Raw genomic sequence first — 21,501 nt, 5'->3', positions numbered from 1 at the left:
TTTATTATAGAAACTTGTTCTATGTATACCCTAGACATCTTTGAAGCTTGATGATACTAGTTATATTTTATGGATCCTCTTGGTGTAAAAAATTTACTGCAGGATATTAAAGTTCCCTTGCTTCGTGAGTTATTTAAGGTATGCTCTTAATTGAGATCTAGAGTTTGTATTGAAAATAACCATCAGTGATTCAAGCAACATTTATATATGGAGGTTTTCTATATAAATGTCTACAAAGTTTGAGTTTTAAGTGCGTGCAAGGAGGTTTCTGTGAGAGGTTATATTAGAAATATTTTGCTTTCGGAGCCCCATGCTTCTATGGTAGGTGAGTTGAATATAAAATCGAACATTGATTTTTCAGTGTTCATATATTTCTATTTTTACGTTTCTAGATCTGAAGCGGATATTAATTTTACATATAAAAAGTTTACATGTAGATATTTAATTTTGTTGGTAACATTTTTCGGTGATAGTGGCAGAAGGGTTCCGCTTGAAAATTTTGTCCCATACTACAGATGTGCCGTATATATATCGTACTTTGAAAATCATTCTTCCTGTTTCCATAAGAGACTAGATCATATTTGTGATGCGAAAAGCCTACGCCTGCGTAAATTTACGCAACCCAGTAGTGGACACTCTGTGATAAAGAATTCCCTTGTATGGGCGTTTAAGAATCGTCCCCAACCGTATCCTCCTTAGTATGTACATCGCACCCGGGGCGTGAATCGCAATTTTTGAATTGTGTACATGCTGCAAGCCTCTGGTATCAGATGATTACGATCTTATAACGCCGATAACCAAAAGGGGGACACCGTGGGTGTTTTAACCCTACCCGTTGAGGACAATGTGAAGAACCAAATTTACTCCTCTAGAACGTTCACTCAGCATATTCTTGCAAAGCTTGATCAGCAAGCTACCGAAAGTTGGATAGAGTTTTGGAACGGTCCAACAGAACAGATTCGGTGGAACTATGCAGAACTATCAGAAGATGCTCGCCGCATCGCAGTTTGGATAACTGAAAAAGGCTATCGTCCAGGCACTACGGTAGTATTAGCTTTTAGCCCAGGCATAAATTTTATTCGCGCAGTTTTGGGAGCACTGCATGCAGGTTTAGCAATTGCGCCTATTCCGCTTGTTGTAGCCGATGATGAGCACTCTGCACGGCGTCTGCAGCTCATTTTGGAAGAGTCTCCAGGAGGATTTATTCTCTGTGATAAACCTGGATGGGAAACCTGCTTAATGGCTAATGTTGATAATGTGGCTTGGTGTCTTCCTGAGCCCAATACGATATCTAAAATTTCGGCAGATACATGGCGTATGCCCAACACGGAACCAGATGACCTTGTAATTCTGCAATACACTTCAGGGTCTACTGGAAATCCAAAAGGTGTTGAGATTACACAACGGAATCTCCTTGAAAATCAAGCTTCAATACTCGAAATAACTAAAGCAGATGTATCAGATGTAGCTGTTGGGTGGCTGCCTCATTATCATGATATGGGGCTCATCGGCATGTTTCTCCACCCCCTGACTGTGGGGTGCTCTCTTGTTTTCACCTCACCCGCACAGTTTCTCAGGCGTCCTTATCTCTGGCTCAAGATGATTTCTGAACGTCGTGCGACGATGACTGTAGGACCAGACTTTGCTTATGCTTTTGTCCCGCGGCTTACACATCCGGCACAGGTTAAGGGGTTAGATCTCTCTTCGTTAAAAATCGCTATTACAGGATCTGAGCCCGTACGGTGGGAATCAATGTGTGTTTTTGATGAATTGGCTTCACCGCTGGGTTTCAGATTTGCATCATTCCGACCTGCATACGGTATGGCAGAAACTACTCTCCTTATTACAGGGGACGAGCCTGATGGATACCCGCGAATACTTAAAGCAGACCGCGATCAACTTTCAGAAGGCCAGGTTAGACCTGCTGAAGCAGGGCATGATGCTACTACGCTTGTTTCCTGCGGGGTTCCTGCTTCACAGGCGGATGTGCGTATAGTTTCTTCCGATACAGGGGAGGAAGTTGCGGAGGGTACCGTCGGTGAAATTCTGGTTCGAGGGCCTTGGGTATCACGAGGATACCGTGGCAGGGAGCGTACAACACAGGATTTCGCTGCACGGATTGATGGTATAGATGCAGACTATCTGCGGACAGGTGATCTTGGGACATTTATCGATGACAGGTTATTTGTTACGGGTCGTGCGAAGGAAGTCATTATTCTGCGTGGCCGCAATATCTTCCCACAGGACGTAGAACAAAGTGCCTTAGACGCTATCGGCTCAGGAGCATCTGGTACCGCTGCAGCTTTTGAACTGGATGATGGTATAGGAATTGTTATCGAGTTAACTCCAGAAAAACTGCGAGAGAACACAGAGCCTTTACGCCAAGAACTTGCCCAAGTATTACGGGATCGTTTTGGCGTTGGCAACGTAACTATCAAATTTGGTCGCCGTGGGTCTCTGCCCAAAACAAGTTCAGGCAAGGTTCAGCGCGGGAAAGTACGCGAATCCATGGCAGCAGGAGATAGAGGAGAAAAATGAGTACAAAGCGACAGCAAAGCTTTGCATGTGAGATTGAAGATGCCTTGGGAAACCCTCGTGATGTAGATGCTCCTATCTCATTTGTCCGTAGCGTAGCTCTAGACCAGGAATCCCTGTTTCCGCATGAAGAATTTCAGGCAGTTGTTGCCGCAGGGCTTCAGAAGGGTTATGTACCCACTTCGCGTGGCGGAAAAACCGATGATTTTGCAGACGTAATGATGGCTGTACGAGCGGTCGCTCGGCGAGATCTTACAGCAGCTATAGGACACGGAAAGACCTTTCTGGGAGCGGTCTGCTCATGGGATTCGGCATCTGATGAGACAGCCGCGAGAGTCGCCGAGCATACATTAGCAGGCGAAAGTATCTCGTGGGGATTGACGGAACGTGGGCATGGTAGCGATCTGCTCTCAACATCCGTGATGGCACGTAAAACATCAGACGGCGGATGGGCGCTGAACGGTGAGAAGTGGATGATTAATAATGCTACACGGGGTCGCGCTTTGACGATTCTGGCGCGAACTGGTGACGAACCAGGGCCTCGTTCTCTGTCACTTTTCTACATGGATAAAGAAGAAGCTCAAGGGACATGGGAGTATCTTCCAAAAATCCAGACACATGGGATAAGAGGTGCAGACATCAGCGGTATTACCCTGCGCGATACTAAGATACCTCAAGGCAGACTTATTGGAGCACCGGGAGACGGTCTTGAGATCGTGCTCAGATGTTTACAGGTCACACGGCCTCTTTGCACTGCTCTCTCGCTGGGTGCGGCAGATTCAGGATTATCTGCGGCGCTTGAATTTGCAGCTGGTCGTAATACTATGGGCCATATATTACTAGATCTGCCCGCTGCCCAAGATCAGCTGGCCGATGTCGCAGTGGACCTAGCGATCGCTGAACTTATGTCGGTCATGGGTGCGCGTCATCTTCAACTCAATCCGTCTGAAGCCTCAGTGATAAGTCCCTCTGTGAAGTATCTCGTTCCGCATATTGTGGACGATATTATGGTGCGCATTACTCGGTTTATTGGTGCTCGTGCTGTCCTAGCCGATGGGCAACTTGGGCATGTCCAGAAAACCGTACGAGACAACCGAGTCGTCTCAATTTTTGATGGTAATTCGGTAGTAAACCTGCATTCCATTGTGCAACAGCTACCACGAGCTGTACGATACAAGGCACCTTTACCCGAAGCAACGCCTGAATCTTTGATCTCTGCTGAGAATAATACTCCACTTAATTATCAGCGTCTTATGTTAATGACCACAGGCGGAGCCACGATGTTCTCGTCCCTCACAGATAGCGCGAATCGTGCTTCTGACGCCTTAGACGGGACAGGGCGAGACATGGCAGTCATCTTAGTTAAACGAGCTGAAGCCCTAGCTGAAGAAGCAAAAGCAATGCGTCCTGTTCGAAACCCTGAGCCAGAAGGATTCCGTCTAGCACATGAATTCACCGTGCTTTTGGCGGCTTCAGCAGTTTTAGAAAAAGTAGCTACTTGCGAGAGCGAGAACCTATGGTCTGATCCAGGAATAGCCTCAATGGCCCTGAGAAGACTCATTAAAATGCTCAATCCTCAACGTGCATCGTTACCTCGGAAGCATCGGAATAAGACGAAGCGAGAAAGAGAATCCGCGTATCGCCTTCTTGATCAATGGCGACAGCTTTCTCCCGGATATTGTATATCGGCTTTTACACCACACATCAATGCTTAGGAGGTTACTCCATGACATCACGATCTACAGATAACAGACTTCTTAATTTGGAACATGTGCTAGGAAATCCTACTCAACCTGGAACATTCTCCTATGAAACCGTTCTAAACTTTGATAACGCTGGGCACCCCAACCCAGAAGGAGAAGAGATACTGATGAGTTGGGGAGCAAACGATGAGTTTGTGCCCCGTTCTCTTGGTGGACGCTGGGGATCAACCCGAGAGTTAGTTGAGCGGCTTATGCCTGTGTTCCGTCGCGACCCTAGCCTGGCCCTCAGCTTTGGCCTCACATCCCTTATGTCAGGTGTAAATGTGTGGACTGCTGGTTCTCCAGAGCAAAAAGCTAAGGTTGCAAAAACCCTTCTTAATAAGGGACGGATTGCTATTGGATTCCATGAGCTTGCACATGGTAATGACTTTTTACATAACGAATTTAGGCTTGAAACTAGTGATAACGTAGGTAGTCAGCTAGTTGGCAGTAAGGAAGTTATTAACAATATTGAGCGTGCAGAGCAGGTGCTATTTATGGCACGCTCAAGCGAATTGGACGGAGCTCGCTCTCATACCCTCGTTCTCACAGAGCGGCATGACCTAGATAAGAATGGTACCTTCCAAAATCGGTATACTACTTCAGGCATGCGAACAGTACTTTTGAATGGCATCCATTTAGACGGCATGAACGTCAAAGAAGAAGCGATTATTGGTCGCCGTGGTGAAGCTGTTGAAACCGCATTACGAGCGTTTCAGGTGACGCGCGCTGTTTTACCTGCTTTTGCTGTGGGAACACTTGATGCCTCCTTATACTTTGCGGTTGAGTATGCTTCCGATCGTAAACTCTACGGTGGTCGAGTCCTTGACCTCCCACATGCACGTGACCTCATAGCATCTGCATTTGCAGATTTAGTTATTGCAGATATTTTCGCAAATGCCGCTGTGCGATCCCTGCACGTTGACCCTAATGCATCCGGTCTTTTGTCTGCCGCATGCAAGGCATTAGTTCCGGATGTTTTAGAGGATGGGCTCTCTGCCTTGTCTGTACTTTTCGGATCAACCTTTTACGGACGAGTCTCCCCCTATGGAATCATTGAGAAATTCGTGCGGGACCTGAGAGTCCTTCCTATAGGACACGCAGGCGGTACATCATGCATTCTTGCTGTTTTGGGTGCACTGCCACGCTGGGCACGAGGGAAAATTCCAGATACGAATCGAGACCTCTTTGACGATAATGCCTGTGGAGATCTTGACTTCAAAACGTTGCGCCTCAGCCTGGGGGGACCTGATCCCCTTACACCCTGGTTATCTGACTCAGCAACTAAGGAAACTATCGCTCGTGTAACTCCCGACTGTGCAGAAGTTCTCACCTCTCTTGAGAAACGCTGGAACGAGCTGCGTAGTGAGATTACAGAACAACCATTGACCTCGTTCAGTGTCACAGCAAATAATGACATATTCGAGATGGCGCGAGAAGCCACCCTACTCATGGCAACAGGCGCTGTCATCGGCCAGTGGGCTACCTCAGAAGCACGCGAGGAGCCAGCATCCCTCGTATGGTTCGAACTATGCATTAGACGCCTCGCATACCGTCTTGGACTTGGTGCCCCAGAACCCCCAGCAGCTATACGGGAGTCGGCTGTCGAACGCCTCATCAAGAATTTCGAACAGCATCGCTCAATGCGGTTGAGCAACGAACCCATTTTCCCGCAAGAACACACTACTCTCACATAAGGAGCTATCATGACAAACTCGACACAGTACACCCAAAAAGATGTGGAAATTTGGCTTATCGACCGTGTTGCCACATATGGTAATAGGCCGAAAGAGGACATTTCCACCACTCGCCCTCTGGCTGAGCTAGGACTCGATTCAGTGTACGCACTTGCCCTCTGCGGTGAGATTGAGGATTCGTTCCAACTTGAGGTAGATCCAACTATCGCATGGGATCATCCAACCATTGAAGCACTCGCAGAAGAACTAGTTCAGAGGTTAAACCATGACTAAAACGGTTGATATCGCAATAGCCGGCCTTGATGGACGATTTCCTGGTGCGGATTCTCTAGATGAGCTGTGGCAGAGCCTTCTCGGCGGATCTTCTGCAATACGAGCTGTTGATGATCAGCGATGGGAACCTATCGATTCTGAAACTCCACGAGACAGAGCAGGACTGATGAAAGATCCAAGTTGTTTCGATGCAAGTTTCTTTGGAATCAGCCCTGCTGAGGCAGAAGCCATGGATCCTCAGCAGAGAATCTCGCTAGAGGTAGCGTGGAGAGCTGTAGAGGATGCGGGGGTAGACCCACACACTCTCGCTGGTCGCAGGGTTGGAGTTTACGTAGGAGTCATGGGTAATGAGTGGGGACAGATTACCCTTACAGATCCTAGTAGTATGACCCCCCAACTTGGTACTGGCAACGGATACTGCATGATTGCCAACCGAATTTCCTATGTACTTGGGGTGACTGGCCCTAGTATGGCTGTAGATTCTGCATGTTCGTCATCTCTGCTTGCGCTGCACAGTGCTCGCCGCGCGATTCAAGCAGGAGACTGTGACGAAGCCATCGTTGTGGGTGTAAACGTTATTATGACTCCGGCGATGCACAGATTCTACGCTATTGCAGGGATTGGGGCTGCTGATGGTGAATGTAAACCCTTTAGCCGCGAAGCAAACGGCATTGTGCGTGGTGAGGCAGTAGTCGCTGCGTATTTACGTCCGTGTCCGGTCGATGGTAGCAAAAAGGCATTACCTCGTATGCGCGCTATCATCCGAGGTAGTGCAGTAGACCATGATGGGCGCAGTAATGGTCTAACATCTCCTAACCGTCAAGCTCAATCTCAGGTAATAACTCGAGCCCTTGAAGATGGTGGAATTTCTGCGAAATCAATTTCTGCGGTGGAATGTCATGGAACAGGTACAATTCTTGGCGACATGATCGAAGCGAATGCTCTAGGAGATGTATTTTCCGGCAAACGCGATACTCCCTTATATATTGGTTCTGTCAAGGGGAATATTGGGCATGTTGAAGGCGCAGCAGGACTTGCAGGAGTTGCTAAGGCGGTTCTGAGTCTTGAAAAAAATATTCTGCCACCTAGCCGCCATGCTACGAAAGAAAATCCTGCACTGCGCTTACACGATAAGCAGATCCAACTTCTTAAAGAACCTACCCCTCTTACAGACCAACAGCCGCGTATTGGTGTAAGTAGCTTTGGGCTGGGAGGTGCTAACGCACATGTGGTTCTTGAGGCAGCGCCAAAGCCTCCGCATCATGATGAGACAAACGAACCACTTGTCATCCTGCTCGGTGCTCCGGATGATGAATCGTTACGCCGGAATGCAGCACATATCACTGACTATCTTCAAGAAACGTCATCATCAATACGTGATGTTTGTGCATCATTACGGCGCACCCAGTCGATGGGAGCTCACCGAGTTTCGGTGGTTGCAGAAGAACGGTCCTCACTTATTGATGCGCTATCGAATGTGGCACAGGGGGAAACCTCGCCAGCCGTGGCCTGGTCCTCGAAGAGAATGGACCGTGGGCAGTTTAGATCTGGATGGGTTTTCGCCGGGCAGGGAACAGAGTACGCAGGTATGACAAAGCATCTTGCTGAGACATCACCTACCTACGCAGCTCGTCTTGACGAAATATGTGGTCATATCTTGCCGGGTCTTCGAGACCTTATGCAAGGAAACGACGATGCGTGGACTCATGAGCCTCTATATGCCCAAGCGGCGGTTGTTGCCCATGAGCTTGCGATGTCCTTTGCTTTAAAAGATATGGGACACCAACCTACCTGGGTTGCGGGACATAGTCTTGGCGAAATTTCAGCTGCAGTTATCGCAGGGGTCATGGACCTCAAAACTGCAGGATCCCTAGTACGTGCACGAGGAGAGGCATGTGCCGCTATGAGTTCACATGGCGGTATGCTCGCTGTTGCTATGGGTGATCCTTCAGAATACCTGATGGAGTTCCCAGATGTTGAATTAGCTGTTCGTAATCGTAAAGATCGCTGTGTTCTTTCGGGCCCGAGGGAATCTTTACGTGCGCTGTCCGCACGGCTGAAAGAAGCGGGTATTCATAGCGTTGAGCTTGATAGCACGCGCGCTTTTCACTCCTCGCACGTTGATCCCGTTCTTCAAGATTTTGCGGAATCTATTGATGATTTAGAATTTGATTCGGTAACGCCCAAGGTTCCTTTCTATTCGTCTCGTCTTGGACGCTTTCTTGATGCTGACGACCGTCTTGATGCTGCCTACTGGATATGTCATCTGCGTGAACCGGTACAGTTCTATAAGCTCCCCGAGGTAGCACCAGTATCGGATCTCATCGTAGAAATTACGCCCCGTCCTGTTTTGGCAAGTTCGATCCGTACAGGTCGTTTGAGCGATACTCCAGTACTTACCCTTGGACGGGAAAGTGCGGGAGCTGATGACTTATACCGCGTCTTGGCTCGTGTCATGGTTGAGACAGGAGAAGTCGGCTGGAGCGATGAGAGAACTTCAGTCGAGGTTCCCGGATACGTCTTTGACACCTCGAAGCATTATTGGCGTACTGCTTCGTATGTGGGCCAGCGGCAAGGGAAAGAAGGAATAACAGCATCTCATGGGATCTCATCGGATACACTTTCTGAGATCTCAGACGATGATTTGAGCCAAGAACCTGCTTTCCTTAAAGAGTGGATACTCACCAATGTGGCTAAAATTAGCGGTCACCCTCCGGAAAAAGTGCATCTAACTTCCCGGCTCGCTGAGGATCTTTTCTTTGACTCTATTATGGTAGTTCAGCTTGTGTCTATGGCAGATTCGGAATTTGGAATTGAGATCGATATTCGATTGTTGGTTGACCAAGCACAGACTCCGCAAGACCTCGTTACATATTTGCTTCGGGAACATCACGGTGAACTTAGAGCAAGCATGACGAGATAGAGGGGAAGAAAAATATCGGTTGGCATGGGAAAATGCATACCCGTGTCAACCGGTTTACCCCTTGAAAAGGTCATTGAGAAGGCGAAACACGATATGAACGTAGGGCTGGAAGAGGTTTCTTGTGTGTGCTGCCGAAAGTGGTGAGACCTGTTGAAAATCCTGCATGTTTCCGAAGAAATTGTGGTTGCGTGTGAAGATGAGGCGAAGGATCCTGCCAGCTGGGTGGAACATCGTGTGCTTTGTGAAGATAGAGAACGGTATTTAGGGATTATCTCAGAAAAAGCCAAGCATCAATTCGTTATCTCTCGTCAAGTTCTATACGAAGTTCTCAACCAGATTGGTGCTGAGGATGCGAAACTTGCACCATCTCGCCCTAATAAACGACCTGAGATACTGAACTCGAAAGATATTTGGGTGAGCGTTGCACATACCCCCGGACTTATGGTTGCGGCAGCAAGTCGTATAGGTCCAATTGGGGTTGATGTAGAGCTTCAAAATCGGGATCTCGAAGGGTATGGGATCGTTCAGCGATGCTATTCGATGACAGAGCAGAGGACAGTGGAATTGCTCCATGGTGAGGCACGACGTCATGAATTACTCGATATGTGGCTTGCGAAGGAAGCTATGAGTAAAGTCATGGGCACGGGTCTAGCCACCGATTTTCGTGAGTTTATACGCGATAAGTACTGTCTCAATAGCCTTGGGATCCGTGAATTAGTTTACTCAACTCAAGACATGTATAGGTTATGTTGGACTGTTCCGGAGCGTAGATAAGTATTCTGTCAAAGCCTAATTTAAGGCTTGGTATGAGTGATGGTACGTATGATATCTTCGGCTGCTGTAGGAGTCTCATGCAGATAGAAATGCCCACCATCATATGTTTTTAAATGAATAGAGTCTGCTATCTCACCCCAACCTCGAAGGAGCTCTACAGGTACAAAGGTATCCTCGGTCCCACCGTACAGGTTCAAGTGACCGGGGAAATACTTTCCCTGGCAGGCGGTTAATCGTCGGCTCAGCGTGAGATCATCTCGCAATAAGGGGAGAGCTCTTTGTAGCCACAGGGGGTTTGCAAGTTGTTTTTCGGTAGCACCTCCGAGAGTACTTAGGAGATGAAGTGCTTCCTCATCTGTAACTGCTTGGGCATCTATTGGCCGGTGAGTATTCTTAATTCCCGGTCGAGCAGCGGAAATGTGAACCGTTGTAGGGAGAGGTAGGCCATATTCTACCGCTGCGGAAACAGCATGAAAAGCGAGTTGCCCCCCAAGGCTGTGGCCAAAAAGATGAAAATCTCCGTTAACTTTCCCCCAGACTTCTTCCAAAATCCATTGAATTGCTTCTTTAGGAGATCTTATAATTTTTTCCTTGTATAGTTCTGCCCTTCCCGGCATTGAAGGAGTTATAACATTAACACCATTTATTTCCCCAATGTGCTTCCATGTATTAAAAGTAGATCCACTTCCGCCAGCGTGGTGCAAGCAAATTAGATTACTTCTCACGTTATTCACTGCGACCCTCCCAATACTTAGTGCATCAATTTACTTTGATAGTCAACCTTGCAAATTAATTTATGATTTATAGTTTAGTTAAATTTAATTTTTCACTTTTTTGACTGTTTTGTTGAGTCAAATGAGCTCTATAAAAATACTAGCAGTGTTTATGCACCTACGTGTTGGTTACTTGCCGCATAATCAAGTGTGATATATATCTTATTTTTGGTTTTGATTTTTATTGAAAAATGCTTGACATGACATAAATAAAAATTCTAGAATAATGAGTGTTCATTAATTTCTAGAATTTTTTAATGAAATTTTGACCCTTGCTATACTTAAAAGGAGCCAATGTGAAAGACGTAGAAAATTTTGATGTACTAATTGTGGGAGCAGGTCCAGTAGGACTTGTGGTAGCAAGCGAGCTGGCGAGAGCTGGTGTGACAGCCACGATCATTGATCGGCGAGAAAAATATACTCGGCATAGTAAAGCTAATGTTATTTGGCCGCGTTCTCTCGAACTTCTTGCTCGTCTTGGTCTGACTGACATTTTGGCGAGACAGGCACGCCAGGTGCAAGCGGGTAAATTTCATCGTGATGGCCAGGTTATTGCATCATATAATTTCTCAGACCTTGTGGACACTCCGTATCCTTTTGCTCTCACTATGCCGCAACCAGTAACGGAGACGGCTATTGAACAACATCTGCGACAGTCTGGTGTTTTTGTCGATCGAGGAACAGAACTTGTTGATCTCGAACAAAAAGATCATGCGGTTGAGGTAACACTTCGGCGTTCAGATGGTACGCTCGATCAGCGTCAATTTGCGTGGGTAATAGGCACTGACGGAAGCTCATCTACGGTTCGTGAGAAGTCTAATATCTCGTTCAACGGTGAAGTTGTCCCAGTTATTTTCACTCTTGTTGACGCTTATGCGAGTGGGTTACCGGCGAATGAGGCAGGCTATTATTTCGGGATGCGAGGGAGGTTGGCGATAGCTCCCATTGGTCCGGATCTTTTCCGGTTTGCGACTAGCGCATTTACACCTGAGAGTGTAGATTCTGTGACCGAAACACTACAAGATTTGCTTGAAGAAATGAATATATCAGGTCAAGTTAACCGTGTTCGGTATGCAGCGCAATTTCAGGCATCTGTGAAACAAGCTTCTACGTATAGGTCTGGACGAGTCCTCTTAGCGGGTGATGCCGCACATCTGAGTACTCCAGCATCGGGCCAGGGTATGAATACAGGGTTCCAGGATGCTGTCGCCTTGGGATGGCGTTTAGCTCATATCCTTTTGGGACACCTTGATCAAAGTTCCCTCGACGAGTATGACAAAGAGCGTCGCTCTCATGTGGATGGTGTTCTTGCTTGGACACGTGCTCAGACAGCGCAAGTCGATGAAAATGCTCAAGCGGAAGCTCCTGGTATGGGTATGCCCTCTCCACGACAGATGGCTCAGCTTGATGTTTGCTATGGGGAAGATGGTATTCGTATTCCCCCGCTGCCCGAGTCAGTTTTGCGTTATCGAGATGGATATGATCCTGCGGCTCCATCGGTTCTTTTGACACCGGGTGCTGTTTATTCCGCTGAACAATGGCGTCAAGAAGTAGCTCGCATTCGCTCAGTTGCTCCCGCTTACTTCCAGATTATTGACCTTGCAGATACTGCTTTAGAGCCGCGTTTTACCAGCATTATAGGGCAGGGCCGTGAGGCCTTTATAGTCCGTCCAGATCAACATCTCCAGCTTCGTCTTGATCCTTGTAATTTGTCTGCTGATACATTCACTGAACTGGGATGGAAGCGATAGAAAATAGGCTGTATCTGCGTTGTTATAGCATAGTAAGCCACAATTTATTTTCTGTCTTCAACTGTCTACTTGGAAAATGCAGTCAGTTAGATTTGGTTCCCAGAGTAGAAAGATACCGTTATGACGAATATAACTACGGCGGCAACGATTGACGAGGTTCTTGGAGAATCTTCATCTCGTTTTTTCGGTGCGATTTATCGCACCGCTCAGCAGGATATATCTGTTCAATTTACTCCAAGGTGGGATGGCTCATGGGGTATCTCTGGTAAGGCAAGCGTACATTATGTGACTTCCTGGGGAGAAAGACGGGGTAAGCAACGTATACCTCATTTGAGCACTATTGATGCTGTTCTCATGCTAGCTCAGCTTGGGAGAAAATTTTATGATGAGGCGTTTCAAGCTGGTTTCTGCTCTGAACTAGAAATAATCAACATTACGCATGTCATGGTTCGTGCGGGATCCGCACCCGATGAGGATCTTAACAATATGCCAGTCTCTGGCGAGCTGGCGATCGAAGATCGTGCAATCCAAGCTAGAGTGCAGATTGGCAACATGTACACAATAGCCGACTATCGAGTTGAAGCCGGTGAAAATCACGCCAACTCTGCGGCAATAATATCCGAAGCGACGCCTAAGATTGGGCTTACTGATGTGGTTATAGATCCAGCTGCGGGGCGTGCTACTGCCACCGTTGAAATAGCTGAACCTATTAATTCTCTGCCAGGAGAATCACTCCTTGTTGCGAATATTATTGCTTGTTCTCAGATTGGACAGGTTCTCATGGCAATGTTAGACGGAATCCCAAGAGAAAAGAGCAATACACTTTGGATGCGTAAGTATGAAGGTTGGGTCAGCGAAAGTTTAGGGGAAGATTCTTTTTTGAAGGCGGATGTGGTCTCTGACGAGCATCTGTTACTTCCTGTGAAAGAGGAGAAACTCAGTATCTATAACGGGCATGGTAGTGGATGCAACGTTGATTGCGAGTATTCCATAGCGCATGTTCTCCCGCATCAATAATCTCAAAGGAGTACCATGAAAATCCTTTTTTTCCGTCACGGCCAAACGCATTTGAACCGAGAGCAACGTTTGCAGGGCGTAAGTAACCCTCCATTAGATTCTGAGGGGAAAGACGCCGTGATAGAGTCTGCAAAAAAAATACCGCAAGGGGTATATGCACGGATCTATACTTCGCCGTTAGTTCGTGCCCAGCAGACTGCTGAACTGATCGAGAGCATCCTTAATATTCCTGTGCATGTTGATGAACGGCTTACTGAACGCAACCTGGGAAAATATGAAGGTTTGACTCAAAATGAAGCCATGGATCTAGTGCGTCAAGCTGGTGTAGATCCATTTTCCGCTACTTATCGGCCTCCGGAAGGAGGGGAATCTATCGCTGATATGATGCCTCGTACCAAGAGCTTCTTGGCACAACTCCACCAGCAAGGTGAACCTTCCATTGTTGTGGTGCATGGTGCATGGACGCAAGCAGCAGCGGCTGTAAGCAACAAGTCTCACCAGTCTGTAGGAACCGCAGAATTTTATGAATTTGAGAAGTAGTAAGTTTACTTTGGTTATAACTCTGCAAATAAAAAAACTCTAGTGTCGTAGTATATTTCACTCTTAGGTAATTCCTATATTCTGACATGCTGTAGATGCGGTACAGTCTAAGATTGTTCAAAAAACTATGGAAGGGAAAAGTTATGGCTACTCTTATAACTGGTGCATCCTCAGGTATTGGCGAGGAATTTACTCGTCGTTATGCTGCTCAGAAGCATGATCTTGTTCTGGTGGCGCGTAATAAAGATAAGCTCAACGCTCTTGCGGATGAGATGCGTACCAAACACGAAATTGAGGTAACTACCATCCCGCTTGATCTTTCTGAGTTCGATGCTGCCGAACGCTTGTGGAATGAGACTACTAGGGCGGGCCTAGAAATTGATGTACTTGTGAATAACGCTGGATTTGGTACCCAATGTGATGTTGCGGATGACGATCCTGAACGTTTGGAAAAAGAAGTACGTTTGAACTGTTTAGCGGTTGTAGGGATCACGGCACGGTACCTATCGACGATGCGTGAACGGCACCATGGAACTATTATCAATATTTCTTCAACTGCTGCTTTTCAACCTATGCCACATATGGCAGTCTATGGTGCTACGAAATCTTTTGTACTATCTTTCACAGAGGCACTCTGGCGTGAAACAAAAAATGATGGTATCCGAGTACTTGCTGTGTGCCCCGGGTCCACAGATACTTCATTTTTTGAGAGCCCTGACGGCGGTATTGTCGTCGGTAAGGTCGGCAAGTTGCGATCCACAAAACAGGTTCTTGATAACACGATGCGCGCCCTTAAGACTAATAAGCCCAGTTTTGTGGATGGGCTACAAAATGCTTTTGTAGCACGAGTTGTTACACGAGTAATTCCCACACGTATTATGTTAGAAGCTGTTGAAAGGATTTTCCGTCGCTAGCGCGAAATTGGGGCAGAGTCGTCTCTGCTGTACGTATCGGGGGTACTTCACACATAACGAGTGTGAAGTACCCCCGATACATGTTGATAAAATACTTTAGAATAAAACTCACTATAGAGGTTTATGGTTTTATAAATTAGGATGCTAATTTACTTCTGGAACTAAACAGTTCTAAGAGTGACGGGATTTACCTTTGAAGAGGATAGACAATTAATGTGCTTACGAGAGCACTGAATAGTGTGGGGTGCAGCACAGGTGAGGGGCGCATTCGGCGGCGTGTGAAGCTCCGGTTCTTGGATGTTGCCCCAATAGCTTTACACTGGTGGTAGGCGAGTTTTTACCACTCACGGCTTGCCTATAGACGCTGTACATTATTGACGAGGAATGTGGATGAGGAAACTACTATCGGAGCAGATGGGGACGGTTAGTCTTGAAATCATCTGCGCTACCCTCGCTCTTTTTGCCCTCGGTTTTCTTCTGATGAGAACGCGCGCTCGCCGCGCGGGATCGTCGCTGACAGCCCGGCACTATATCATCACCGGCATATTTTCACTATTCTTGGCGGTGGTTTTGGTTCTGACCCTCACCCCCATCGGGGTGGATGATGGAAAATGCCACTCAGAGCTATACTATCCACGCCTCTATGCTGGCTGGAGCTGGATTCAAGCATTCCAGATGCTGCAAACCCCGGGAACCGGCGGCGCGACCTCGCGGGCATTCGCCCAACTCTTCTTTAACATCGGCCTGTTTATTCCTATAGGGCTGTTTACCGCCGGATGCCTGCGCTGGGGTCTGCGTGCCTCAGCCTTGGCAGGTTTCGGGCTGTCTCTCTTCATCGAACTGAGCCAGCTGAGCGGCAACTGGGGCTTGGTGCCCTGCGCATACCGCACTTTCGACGTGGACGATATTATCAACAACACCGTCGGCGCCCTGATCGGTGCGCTCCTTGTGCTTGTGTGGCGTCGGATCCGCCGTCGGATGCGCTACCGCCACCTGCCGGATCATATCGGGTAAGGGTACATCGAGAATCTGGGAGTGAAAAGTTGCAGTCGCTGAGGGACGTTATTCCGAGCGTGCGAGGCACCTAATAACGTTCCGAAGCTGACGAGGTAACGAGTCAGAAGGACACGTTCCCGCTGCAACTTTTCGCTCCCGAACTTAGTCTGAGCCTACTGCTGATAGGTTCGCTTCTCGATAATCGGGATGGAACCGGTCGCGGTGTAGGTCGCCGCAGCCCTCGCCGCCGTCGCCTGGGTGTCTTCGCCTTGTGGAATCACCTCGGCGCTGGGTGCGCGGTACAGGTGGCTATTTGCCCAATACGCGAACCCTAAAAGCGCGATGGCGCATGCCGACGAGATGACAACCCAGAGAGTGAACTCACTCTCGTAATAGAGTTTGAAGAATGCTCCTCCCATAAAACCGCCCACAAGCGGGGCAAAGACGGGAACCCACGAATAGAACCAGCGTGAGGCTCCTTTATTGTGAATGGGCAGCAGAGCGTGCATAATGCGCGGCCCCAGATCGCGCGCTGGGTTTAGGGCGTAACCGGTCTGCCCGCCTAGCCCGACCACGAGCACAGCCACCATGAAGCCGAAGGCGAGGGGTTTGAGCACATCGTTGAGGTTCAGGGAGAGTTCCACACCGCCGGTGGTAATCGTGGGCTTGAAGTTCACGCCGGTGTACAGCGCCGAGAAGACGAGCATGAACGTGCCAATAATTTCAGAGAGCGCGTTCGTGAAGTAGTTGTGAATGGCGGGAACTGTGGAGAACACGCCGAGCTTAATTTTCTGATCGGCGGTGGCCTTCCAATGCGGCAGGTAGTTCAGGTACACCAGCCCTGCGCCTGCCATGGCTCCAAGAAGCTGGGCGATCACATACCCGGGAACCTTAGCCCAATCAAATTCGCCAAAAGCCGCCAACCCTACCGAGACCGCGGGGTTCAGATGCCCGCCGGAATACGGGTGTGAGGCGTAGACACCGAAGGCTACGGCAAAACCCCAGCCGAAGGCGATAGTGAAGAAGTTATCGCCGTGCCCTTTGGAGCGTCGCAGCTCGACGGTGGCGATGGCGCCGCATCCGATAGTGCACATGATGAGTGTACCTAGGAATTCGGCGAGGTAGGGGCTGATGGTGTGCACGGAACCCTCCGCTTGTGTTTATGTTGGAATATTTGGTTTTATATGTGTTTCTATAAGACGTGATGAAGCTCGAAATAGCAATACTTTGGGATAAAGTAACCCAAAGACATAAGCGGTATTCGTGGGTTTATGTGGAAAAGTGGGGCGTACATCACGTGTGACAGTCCAGGGTTTGGAGGCGAATCACGCGTGTTTAAGCGGCACGGATGTTGATGCGGATATGCTTGCCGATGCGGCGCTGGTTATAAGGGGTGGCTTAACCCGAGCATCAGGGGAAACTTGCTTGAGGGCGCCCGGGGCAGTTCATTACGGTGGCGTTGAAGGAGTATATGCAGATTGGAGTATTTACCATGAGTCAGCGACTTCCGGCAGAAGAACTACAGGGCATTCCCGGCGGTACTCTCATCACCGAAACCCCCGAAGAAGGGCGGCAGTTGGCGATGCTTATCGCGCGGCATACCATCCACCAGATTCAGCCTAACCCGGATGCTCTCAAAGCGGGGCGCCCGGAATACGCGGTAGACCCGGACTCGCTGACAGCTGCGGCGCAGGTGGTAGCCATCGAGTTCCAGACCATCGCGGCAGCCAACAATTACTGGCGCTAACCCTCACCTGGATTTACCGATAAAAAGTGCCTTTGTGTGAATAAAGCGGGTTTTAACGCTTTATTCACACAAAGGCACTTTTTATGCGGGATGCTAGAGAATAGAAAATAAGGATGCACGGCACATGGAACCCTCTTCCATATTCGCGTCCTGACTAGCTATAAAAATCAGGAGAAACAGGTGAGCACCACATATACCGCACGTCGGATCGTCTGGTCGAGCAAATCCCTAATACCCATGGCGCTCGCCATGATTGCCGCCGGATTTGATTTCTATGTGCCGGTCAGCGCGTTCTTCTTGGAAAGCCGTGGGTTATCGCTTACCGATATTTTCATGCTGGAAAGTGTTTTGGTCGCTAGTATTTTGGTGGCTGAAATTCCTGCCGGGATTATTGGCGACCGTTTCGACCGCCGGAGACTTGTATGTGCCGGTTTTGTGTTCAACGCGATTGCTGAGATTCTTTTTGCAGCTGGCACAAATTTCTCCATTTATGCTCTTTCGTTTGTGATGAGTGGGCTGAGCATTGCCATGCTTACGGGGGTGCAAGACGCCTATATTTATGATTCCCTTGGTGATGATGCTGATGCGAAAGCGGTTGGCGCGTGGGGGCATCTTAGTGCCCTGATGCTCACCGCGGGGGTAACAGGTTCCGTGGTGGGTTCTGCGTTGGGGTCCGTCGATATTTCACTGCCTGCTCTGTTATCGGCGGCAATGGCTGTAGTTGCGGCAGTTTGTGTGGCGTTTTTGCCGCAGCAGAATCCGAAAACTCACGATAAACACCCTGAAACTTCGTGGGTTTCGCTAAAAATAGGTGTGAAACTACTTTTTACCTCACCGCTTCTGCTATACGTTGCGGTAGGTTCGAGTGCATCCTTTGCACTTTTCAACGCGGTGTACACGCTGAACCAGCCGCTTTTTGCCGCGCAAGATGTGCCTATTGCAACATGGGGCGTGATTGCTGGTGCCGGTCAGCTTCTTGCGGCAGGGTATAACTATGCGGCGGGGCGTATCGAGAAGCGGGTAGGGCGCAAAACCGCGCTTCTGCTGGCCATGGGGTATGGTGCCGCGGGCTTCTGCCTGATGGCGGTGCCGCATGTCCTTGCCGTGGTATCGGGGTTCTTACTCGTGGTGGTGGGTATTCACGCGCGCGGGCCGATCACCTCTGCTGTAACCAATAAACTGATTCCTGCACATCGCCGCGCCACAGTGCTGAACGTGGCAAGCTCTGTCGGGAGCCTCGTGGGTATTGTGGTGAACCCGCTCGTAGGTCTGGGTGCGGAAACGAGCACGCGCCTCACCGTGCTGGCGATCGGCGGGGTGTTGCTGGCACTAACCCTCACCTGGATTCCAATTGCTAACCGTTATTTGGAAGCAGATGAGGATGCTGACATGTCGGAAGCCCACGTTTCGTAGGCTATTGCGCATGCGGCGAAATAACCCGCGAAATGCACAATAACTCGCCAGGTAGAAAAGCGGGAAAGGAGGGGGCTCTACTGCGAGGCCCACCTCAGAATTGCCTCAAAGAAGCGCTCGCATTCGCGAACCTGTTCCAGCTCAATCCATTCATTGGCGGAGTGCGCTTGGGCGATATCGCCGGGGCCGCATACCACGCTCTCAATATCCGCGCGCTGGAATTGCCCCGCCTCCGTACCGTAGGTGACCTTTTCGGGCGCCTCGTTCGTGCCCAAAAGCTCGTTCATGAGGGCTATGATGGGGGCGTCGTCTGCCGTTCCCAGACCGGGCACGGCGGCAAGAAGCTCATGTTTGATCTGAACACGCTCCTGCAAAACCCCCGAATGTGCGCCGGAAAGCTCCTCTGCCTTCTGAGCACGCGCCTTCAGATTCGGCAGGATCTTGTCGAAAAGCTCATCCTCAATCAACTCCACCACAGACTCGGTGGTCATTGAGGGGAGCGTGCGCAGATCGTACTCAAGCTCAGCGTATTCGGCCACAATATTGTATTGCAGCCCGCCGCGCACAAAATTCACGCCGCCGGTCGCATAGGGAACCATGAATGCATCGTCAAAAGGCCCCTCAGACTGCCACGTGTCGGCAAGACGAGAGAAGAAAGTAATGAACTCGCCAGCGGCATTGACCGCGCTCACGCCGTGCGGCGCCAACGATGCGTGCTTCGCCGTGCCGGTGATCTCCACGCGACCACGATGCGCCCCCTTATGCGCAGAAATTACGCGCATACTTGACGGCTCACCCACGATCGCGAACTGAGGTCTGATATTGCGGTTCACAACATCTTCAAGCATGGTGGGGGCACCCACGCACCCGATTTCCTCGTCGTAGGAGAACGCGAAATGCAGCGGAACCCTCAGCTGCGCCCGCGCGACCTGCGGCAAAAGCCACAGTGCCACACCCAGAAAGCCTTTCATATCGCATACGCCACGCCCGTAGGCGCGCGAACCCTCAACCCGCAGCGTGAACGGATCGGAATCCCAAGTTTGCCCTTCGACCGGAACCACATCGGTGTGGCCGGAAATCACGATGCCGCCCTCGGTTGAGCCATCAGCTGCGGGCACGGTAACCCACAGGTTCGCGCGGGTCTGATCTGCGTTATAGGTGCGCTGACCGGTGTACCCGTAGCGCGCGAATTCCGCCTCAATAAGCTCGATAACGCCCAGATTCGAGGTGCCCGAGATGCTGGGAATGGCAACTAAGCGGCGCATCCACTCCAAGGACTGAGGCTCTACGGGGATGTCTGATGTTGTGCCGCCGGCGTGCGCTGCGCTCTGGGCGGGGTCCTCGGTGCTCACGGATTCTCCTTCGATGCTGTGGCTCTGTGTGGGGTTATGTGGCTTACGTTCTCTTAATACCTTAGCGCGTCTGTCGCCTCTATGGACCTGTGAATTGGCTTTCATGCATAGTAAAAAGGCTCTTGGGAGTGAATTAAAGCGGGTTTTCTAGCGCTTTAATTCACTCCCAAAAGCCTTAATGCAGCCATATGATGCGGTCGGCGGCGGGCTAGATGGCGTAGTCTACGTTGGAATGCTTGCCAAGCGCATGGAAAGAACGCGAATGATAAACCAGGGGAGTGCCGCCCAAATCGTGACGAATAAACTCCTCAACCCTGGCGGTGAATACGAGAGCGGGGCCAGCCTCTACACGGCTGAGCGGGGTGGCACGCAGCACGCGCCGCACCCCGTGCACGAGCGGCTCGCCGCTGGAGAGGAACTCCCATGAAGACTTATCCGCAAAACGGGGGTAGCCGTGGGTGGCAAAATTCTTGGCGAGCTGCACATTCTCGGCGTCGAGCATGTGGATGAGGAATGAGGGAGCGGCCGCGATCTTACCGGCAGATCCGCTGTCTGCCTTGAGCGAGAACGCTACAATCGCGGGTTCGGCGGCGACCGAGGTGAGTGAGGATGCGGTAAAACCCGCAGGTTCGCCAGCATCATCGGTGGCGGTAATAACGGCAACTCCGGCAGGATGATGTCCGAATGCTTGCTTGAAAAGCTCTGATGTTTCTGATTCTAGAGGCTCAGCCATAGTTAAGACCTTTCTCATGCTGCATCGCCAGTGAATGTGGGGCAAACTATCTTTAGAGTAAAACGCCGCCGCCCCCAGCACACGTTTATTGCTCAATATTTCTCTGACAGGGCTTTTATGACGGGCACCAAGCAACATTACGTAATAAAACCTGGGATTTTGGCAGGTTCCTGTGCCTAAATCTTTTCATTCGTAACACGCCGGTTGTGCGCTCAAGCGCTTTAATACCCCGTCTCGTTCCGCCAAAACAGCCTGCAGAAGCCTAAAATTGTGTGATTCGCCCGATAGATACGCCGGAAGAAATTGTTCTGAGCAGTATTA

17 protein-coding genes are annotated in these 21,501 nt (G+C 49.6%); 13 read left to right on the top strand and 4 right to left on the bottom strand.

Annotation, left to right across the window (positions count from 1 at the left end; genetic code table 11):
• The first annotated feature begins 813 nt into the window (after positions 1 to 813).
• From HMPREF0733_RS04060 to HMPREF0733_RS04035, 6 genes are all read left to right on the top strand, one after another.
• A complete protein-coding gene (locus HMPREF0733_RS04060; protein WP_013398114.1) occupies positions 814 to 2,538 on the top strand; it encodes a fatty acyl-AMP ligase in 1,725 nt (574 codons plus the stop codon).
• Positions 2,535 to 4,250, top strand: a complete 1,716-nt coding sequence (locus HMPREF0733_RS04055) for an acyl-CoA dehydrogenase family protein (protein ID WP_013398113.1) — start codon at positions 2,535 to 2,537, stop codon at positions 4,248 to 4,250. Before HMPREF0733_RS04060 ends, HMPREF0733_RS04055 begins: the two co-directional genes overlap by 4 nt.
• 11 nt (positions 4,251 to 4,261) lie before the next feature.
• Positions 4,262 to 5,974: an acyl-CoA dehydrogenase family protein gene (locus HMPREF0733_RS04050; protein ID WP_013398112.1), complete on the top strand. Its 1,713-nt coding sequence runs from the start codon at positions 4,262 to 4,264 to the stop codon at positions 5,972 to 5,974.
• A 9-nt stretch (positions 5,975 to 5,983) separates the two neighbouring features.
• On the top strand, positions 5,984 to 6,247 hold the full coding sequence (locus HMPREF0733_RS04045) for an acyl carrier protein (protein WP_013398111.1): 264 nt from the start codon (positions 5,984 to 5,986) through the stop codon (positions 6,245 to 6,247).
• Positions 6,240 to 9,170 (top strand): type I polyketide synthase, encoded by a 2,931-nt coding sequence (locus HMPREF0733_RS04040; RefSeq protein WP_080556860.1) that lies wholly within the window; start codon positions 6,240 to 6,242, stop codon positions 9,168 to 9,170. Before HMPREF0733_RS04045 ends, HMPREF0733_RS04040 begins: the two co-directional genes overlap by 8 nt.
• A gap of 150 nt (positions 9,171 to 9,320) precedes the next feature.
• Positions 9,321 to 9,944, top strand: a complete 624-nt coding sequence (locus HMPREF0733_RS04035; protein ID WP_013398109.1) for a 4'-phosphopantetheinyl transferase family protein — start codon at positions 9,321 to 9,323, stop codon at positions 9,942 to 9,944.
• 20 nt (positions 9,945 to 9,964) lie between these two features.
• On the opposite strand, the gene HMPREF0733_RS10730 is transcribed toward HMPREF0733_RS04035, so the two are convergent.
• The gene (locus HMPREF0733_RS10730; protein WP_168160884.1) at positions 9,965 to 10,678 is read right to left on the bottom strand and encodes a thioesterase II family protein; all 714 of its coding nucleotides are present in this window, start codon (positions 10,676 to 10,678) and stop codon (positions 9,965 to 9,967) included.
• 335 nt (positions 10,679 to 11,013) lie between these two features.
• On the opposite strand from HMPREF0733_RS10730, the gene HMPREF0733_RS04025 reads away from it, so the two are divergent.
• From HMPREF0733_RS04025 to HMPREF0733_RS04005, 5 genes are all read left to right on the top strand, one after another.
• Positions 11,014 to 12,468 (top strand): FAD-dependent monooxygenase, encoded by a 1,455-nt coding sequence (locus HMPREF0733_RS04025; RefSeq protein WP_041321635.1) that lies wholly within the window; start codon positions 11,014 to 11,016, stop codon positions 12,466 to 12,468.
• A gap of 120 nt (positions 12,469 to 12,588) precedes the next feature.
• On the top strand, positions 12,589 to 13,485 hold the full coding sequence (locus HMPREF0733_RS04020; RefSeq protein WP_013398106.1) for an AvrD family protein: 897 nt from the start codon (positions 12,589 to 12,591) through the stop codon (positions 13,483 to 13,485).
• Between the two features lie 15 nt (positions 13,486 to 13,500).
• Positions 13,501 to 14,025: a histidine phosphatase family protein gene (locus HMPREF0733_RS04015; protein WP_013398105.1), complete on the top strand. Its 525-nt coding sequence runs from the start codon at positions 13,501 to 13,503 to the stop codon at positions 14,023 to 14,025.
• 143 nt (positions 14,026 to 14,168) lie between these two features.
• Positions 14,169 to 14,939 (top strand): SDR family NAD(P)-dependent oxidoreductase, encoded by a 771-nt coding sequence (locus HMPREF0733_RS04010; RefSeq protein WP_041321633.1) that lies wholly within the window; start codon positions 14,169 to 14,171, stop codon positions 14,937 to 14,939.
• Positions 14,940 to 15,329: 390 nt separating this feature from the next.
• Entirely contained in the window at positions 15,330 to 15,953 is a 624-nt protein-coding gene (locus HMPREF0733_RS04005; protein ID WP_244864838.1) for a VanZ family protein, read from the top strand.
• 155 nt (positions 15,954 to 16,108) lie between these two features.
• On the opposite strand, the gene HMPREF0733_RS04000 is transcribed toward HMPREF0733_RS04005, so the two are convergent.
• Positions 16,109 to 17,077 carry an MIP/aquaporin family protein gene (locus HMPREF0733_RS04000; protein WP_013398103.1) on the bottom strand — a complete coding sequence of 323 codons (969 nt, stop codon included), beginning with the start codon at positions 17,075 to 17,077 and terminating at the stop codon, positions 16,109 to 16,111.
• Between the two features lie 350 nt (positions 17,078 to 17,427).
• Here HMPREF0733_RS04000 and HMPREF0733_RS03995 point away from each other — a divergent pair, with 350 nt between their 5' ends.
• Together HMPREF0733_RS03995 and HMPREF0733_RS03990 are read left to right on the top strand one after the other, a co-directional pair.
• Entirely contained in the window at positions 17,428 to 17,682 is a 255-nt protein-coding gene (locus HMPREF0733_RS03995; RefSeq protein ID WP_172884782.1) for a hexameric tyrosine-coordinated heme protein, read from the top strand.
• A 180-nt stretch (positions 17,683 to 17,862) separates the two neighbouring features.
• The gene (locus HMPREF0733_RS03990; RefSeq protein ID WP_244864837.1) at positions 17,863 to 19,095 is read left to right on the top strand and encodes an MFS transporter; all 1,233 of its coding nucleotides are present in this window, start codon (positions 17,863 to 17,865) and stop codon (positions 19,093 to 19,095) included.
• A gap of 77 nt (positions 19,096 to 19,172) precedes the next feature.
• Here the strand turns inward: HMPREF0733_RS03990 and argE are convergent, their stop codons facing one another.
• Complete coding sequence (argE, locus tag HMPREF0733_RS03985) at positions 19,173 to 20,447, bottom strand: acetylornithine deacetylase (protein WP_115333526.1); 1,275 nt, start codon at positions 20,445 to 20,447, stop codon at positions 19,173 to 19,175.
• A gap of 208 nt (positions 20,448 to 20,655) precedes the next feature.
• On the bottom strand, positions 20,656 to 21,180 hold the full coding sequence (locus tag HMPREF0733_RS03980) for a flavin reductase family protein (RefSeq protein ID WP_004005883.1): 525 nt from the start codon (positions 21,178 to 21,180) through the stop codon (positions 20,656 to 20,658).
• Positions 21,181 to 21,501: the final 321 nt, after the last annotated feature.

It is taken from the genome of Rothia dentocariosa ATCC 17931, assembly GCF_000164695.2.
In the GTDB taxonomy this organism is placed as follows: domain Bacteria; phylum Actinomycetota; class Actinomycetes; order Actinomycetales; family Micrococcaceae; genus Rothia; species Rothia dentocariosa.
This window is presented reverse-complemented; position numbering and strand designations above follow the sequence as displayed.